Below are 4,283 nucleotides of genomic sequence, written 5' to 3'. Positions count from 1 at the left end.
GCCGCGGCGGCCCCGAAGTCATGACGGGGCCGGGGGGGGCGGCCCCCCCCCCCCGCCGCCCGCGGGGCCCCGCGGGCCCCCCCCCCCGCCCCCCCGGGGGCCCCCCGCCGCGGAGCATCCGCCTACGCCGTACGGCGCAGCAGGGCCAGGTACATCGCGTCCGTGCCGTGCAGGTGCGGCCAGAGCTGGACGTCCGGGCCCTCGCCGAGGGCGGGGACGTCCGGGAGCAGCGGCCGGGCGTCGATCCACTCGACCCGGGCGCCCTCGGTGCGCAGCACGTCGTCCACCACCGCGCGGGTCTCCGCGAGGTGCGGGGAGCAGGTGGCGTAGCCGACCACGCCGCCGATCCGGGTGGCCTCGATGGCCGAGCGCAGCAGATCGCGCTGGAGCGGGCCGAAGGCGGCGACGTCCTGCGGACGGCGGCGCCAGCGGGCCTCGGGGCGGCGGCGCAGGGCGCCGAGGCCGGAGCACGGGACGTCGACGAGCACCCGGTCGAAGCCTCCGGCCCGCCAGGCCGGGCGGGTGCCGTCGGCGGCGATCACGGTGTACGGGCCGGGGTTGCCGGCCAGGGCCCGGGCGACCAGCCGGGCCCGGTGCGGCTGCTTCTCGCTGGCGACCAGCGCCGCGCCGCGCTCGGCGGCGAGCGCGGCGAGCAGCGCGGCCTTTCCGCCGGGGCCGGCGCAGCCGTCCAGCCAGAGCCGGTCCGGGCCGTCCAGCGGGGCGGCGGCGAGGGCGAGGGCGACCAGCTGGCTGCCCTCGTCCTGGACGCCGGCCCGGTTCTCCTGCACGGCCGCGACCGAGCCCGGGTCGCCGCCCTCGGCGAGCCGCAGCGCGTACGGGGACCAGCGGCCCGGCTCGGCCTCGGGGAGCGCGTCGGCCAGCTCGCCGACGGTGGCCCGGCCGGGGCGGGCCACCAGGGTGACCTCGGGGCGCTCGTTGTCGGCGCGCAGCAGCTGCTCCACGGCGGTGCGCCCGGCGTTGTCGGGCTGCCAGCGGGCGAGCGAGTCCCACAGCGAGGCGACCACCCAGCGCGGGTGGGAGTGCACGACGGCGAGGTGGTCCTCGGCGTCCTGGTCGTACGGCGGGGCGACCCGCTGGATCCAGGCGTCCAGGTCGTGGGCGCTGATCCGGCGCAGCACGGCGTTGACGAACTTGGCCTTGCCGTCGCCGAGCACCACCCGGGCCAGCTCGACGGTGGCCGAGACCGCGGCGTGGCTGGGGATGCGGGTGGTGAGCAGCTGGTGGGCGCCGAGCGAGAGCACGTCCAGGACGGGCGGGTCGACCTTGCTGAGCGGGCGGTCGATGCAGGCGGCGATGATCGCGTCGTAGGTGCCCTGGAGCCGCAGGGTGCCGTAGACCAGCTCGGTGGCGAGGGCGGCGTCGCGCCGGTCCATGCCCTTCTGCTCGGCCTCGCGGAGCAGGGAGGGGAGGATCAGGTTGGCGTAGGCGTCGCGCTCGTCGACGGCGCGCAGGGCGCGGAAGGCGACGATCCGCGCCGGGTCCTTCTTCGGGCGCCGGTGCGGGCGCGGGGCGCGCTTGCCGCCGGACGCGCCGGGCGTGCCGGAGGTGCCGTGGGTACTGCCGGTCGTGCTCATGGGATGTGCCTCAAAGTGCTGCGGGGGCTATTTCTGGATCTCTCGAACAGTAACGCGGAACGCCGGAGCGGACCCGACCCGGACCGGACGGACCGGACGGACTCAGGCGGACCCGCCCAGCCGCTCGCCCGACTCGATGCGCGCGCCGCGCGCCCAGTCCGCCGCCCGCATGGCCTTCTTGCCCTGCGGCCGGACCTCGCCGAGCTCGACCTCGTGGCTGCCGGTGCCGACCCGGACGCTGTTCTTGCCGACGGCCAGCTCGCCCGGCGCGAGGTCCGCGGAGCCGGGCAGCAGCCGCACCGGGCCGGTGACCTTGAGCCGCTCGCCGCGGAACTCCGTCCACGCGCCGGGGGCGGGGGCGCAGCCGCGCACCACCCGGTCGACCCGCAGCGCGGGCGCGGTCCAGTCGATCCGGGCGTCCTCGACGCCGATCTTCGGGGCGAGGGTGACGCCCTCGGCGGGCTGCGGCACGGCGTGCAGGCTGCCGTCGGCGATGCCGTCCATGGTGGCGGCGAGCAGCCGGGCACCGGAGTGGGAGAGCCGCTCCAGCAGGTCGCCGCTGGTGTCGGCCGGGCGGACCTCCTCGGTGATCACGCCGTAGACCGGGCCGGAGTCGAGGCCCTGCTCGATGAGGAAGGTGGACGCGCCGGTCACCTCGTCGCCGGCCAGCACCGCGTGCTGGACGGGGGCGGCGCCGCGCCACGCGGGGAGCAGCGAGAAGTGCAGGTTCACCCAGCCGTGCGCGGGGATCTCCAGGGTGCCGGGGCGCAGCAGGGCGCCGTAGGCGACGACCGGGCAGCAGTCGGGGGCGAGCTCGGTGAGCCGGGCGACGAAGTCGGGGTCGCTGGGCTTCGCCGGCTTGAGGACCTCGATCCCGGCCTCCTCGGCGCGCTGGGCGACGGGGCTGGCGACGAGCTTGCGGCCGCGGCCGGAGGGGGCGTCGGGGCGGGTGACCACCGCGACGACCTCGTGCCGGTCGGAGGCGAGCAGGGCGTCCAGGGCGGGAACGGCGACCTCGGGGGTGCCGGCGAACACGAGGCGCATCAAGTGCCTTTCTGCGGTGCGGAGTCGACGTGGTCGGCGGCGCTCAGCGCGCCGAACCGAAGGTGCTGTGCGGGGAGACCTTGACCACCGGCGCGGGGCCCGAGCCCCAGTCCGCCTCGCGGATCGCCCTGAGCGCGGCCTTCCGCTGCTCGGCGTCGAGGCGGTCGATGAAGATGATGCCGTCGAGGTGGTCGGTCTCGTGCTGGATGCAGCGGGCCAGCAGCTGGGTGCCCTCGACGGTGACCGGGTCACCGTACATGTTGAAGCCCCTGGCGACGACGCCGTGCGCCCGGCGGGTGTCGTAGCGCAGCCCGGGCAGCGACAGACAGCCCTCCGGGCCCTCCTGCTCCTCCTCGCTGAGCGACAGGTCCGGGTTGATCAGGTGCCCGGTGACGCCGTCCACGTGGTAGGTGAACACCCGCAGCGAGATGCCGAGTTGGGGCGCTGCCAGACCGGCTCCGGGGGCGTCGAGCATGGTGTCGGTGAGGTCCTTGACGAGGGTGCGGAGCTCCTTGTCGAAGGTGGTGACGGGCCGGGCGGTGGCGCGCAGTACGGGGTCTCCGAAGATGCGGATCGGCTGGATCGCCACGGATGCGGGCTCCTGTCCGTCGGGTCCGGGATGCGGGGGTCGGGCTGCTGGCAACGAGCGGGCCGGGCGGTGCGCGCGCGGCCGTCGGCCAGTCTATGCAATCCGTCCGGACCGGGGTCCGGCACATCCCGCTCGCCCCGCCTGCGTGACCCCGGCGGGCGGTCCGGCGTTGGTCAAGTGGGATTGACCGTGGCCGGAGCGCGCGGGAAGGGCGCTCCGGCCGAGCCGAACCGTAACGGAAGGCGGCACGTAAGCCATGGCCGAGCAGATCAACCACGACGCCCGGGCGAGGGCGAGCCTGCACCTGCTGGTGCGGGACATCGAGCGGGTGCGGCGCCAGGTCGACGCCCTGCGGACGCTCACCGCCCAGTTGGGCAACGTCTACCGGCCGCGCCGCCCCAGCACCTCCGCGGGCTTCGTGGTGTACGGGCGGGCCCCGGCGCCGACGGTGCGCCTGGCCCAGGAGCTGCGGGAGAGCGTGGAGACGCTGGTGGCGGCGGCCGTCGAGTTCGACCGCGCGCTGGGCTTCTCCTGGGACTCGGTGGGCTCGGCCCTCGGGGTCACCAAGCAGGCGGTGCACCGCCGCTACGGGATGCGCCGGCCGGCCGGCGAGCTGCTGGCGGCGGCCGGAACGGTGCCGGGCCCGGGCCGGCCGGACCGCTCCGAGGAGCTGCCGGGCCACACCCCGGCGGTCGCGCACGCCCCCACCCCCGCCCACGGCCCCGCCCACCCGCCGGAGCGCGAGCGCACCCCCGCCCCGACCGGACTGGCCACCACCGTCCCGGCCGCCCGCCAGGGCGGTCTCGACCGCAGCAGCCTCGACCGACCCACGCTGGACCGCCCCGCGCTGGACCGAACCGCCCTCGACCGCCCCGCGCTGGACCGCAGCACGCTGGACCGAACCCCCCTCGACCGCCCCGCCCTCGACCGCAGCACGCTGGACCGAACCGCCCTCGACCGCCCCGCGCTGGACCGCCCCGGCGTCCCGCTGCGCGGCTGACGCACCCCGGGCGTCGGGTGAGGGCCGCGGTCACGGACTCCGCGCCCCTCACCCG

Annotated in this window: 3 protein-coding genes and 1 pseudogene; 1 reads left to right on the top strand and 3 read right to left on the bottom strand. The window is 76.9% G+C overall.

Annotation, left to right across the window (positions count from 1 at the left end; translation table 11 throughout):
* Positions 1-122 precede the first annotated feature (122 nt).
* From ACFXAM_RS38000 to def, 3 genes are all read right to left on the bottom strand, one after another.
* Positions 123-1,595: an RsmB/NOP family class I SAM-dependent RNA methyltransferase gene (locus ACFXAM_RS38000; RefSeq protein ID WP_380298425.1), complete on the bottom strand. Its 1,473-nt coding sequence runs from the start codon at positions 1,593-1,595 to the stop codon at positions 123-125.
* Between the two features lie 102 nt (positions 1,596-1,697).
* On the bottom strand, positions 1,698-2,639 hold the full coding sequence (fmt, locus tag ACFXAM_RS37995; RefSeq protein ID WP_380298424.1) for a methionyl-tRNA formyltransferase: 942 nt from the start codon (positions 2,637-2,639) through the stop codon (positions 1,698-1,700).
* Positions 2,640-2,682: 43 nt separating this feature from the next.
* Complete coding sequence (gene def / locus ACFXAM_RS37990) at positions 2,683-3,228, bottom strand: peptide deformylase (protein WP_380298423.1); 546 nt, start codon at positions 3,226-3,228, stop codon at positions 2,683-2,685.
* Between the two features lie 256 nt (positions 3,229-3,484).
* On the opposite strand from def, the pseudogene ACFXAM_RS37985 reads away from it, so the two are divergent.
* Positions 3,485-3,851, top strand: a pseudogene (locus ACFXAM_RS37985) (hypothetical protein); the annotation flags it as partial.
* Positions 3,852-4,283: the final 432 nt, after the last annotated feature.

The sequence above is a fragment of the Kitasatospora sp. NPDC059462 genome (assembly GCF_042749955.1).
Taxonomy (GTDB): domain Bacteria; phylum Actinomycetota; class Actinomycetes; order Streptomycetales; family Streptomycetaceae; genus Kitasatospora.
The sequence above is the reverse complement of the archived record's forward strand: the minus strand, read 5'-3'. Positions and strand labels throughout refer to the sequence as shown.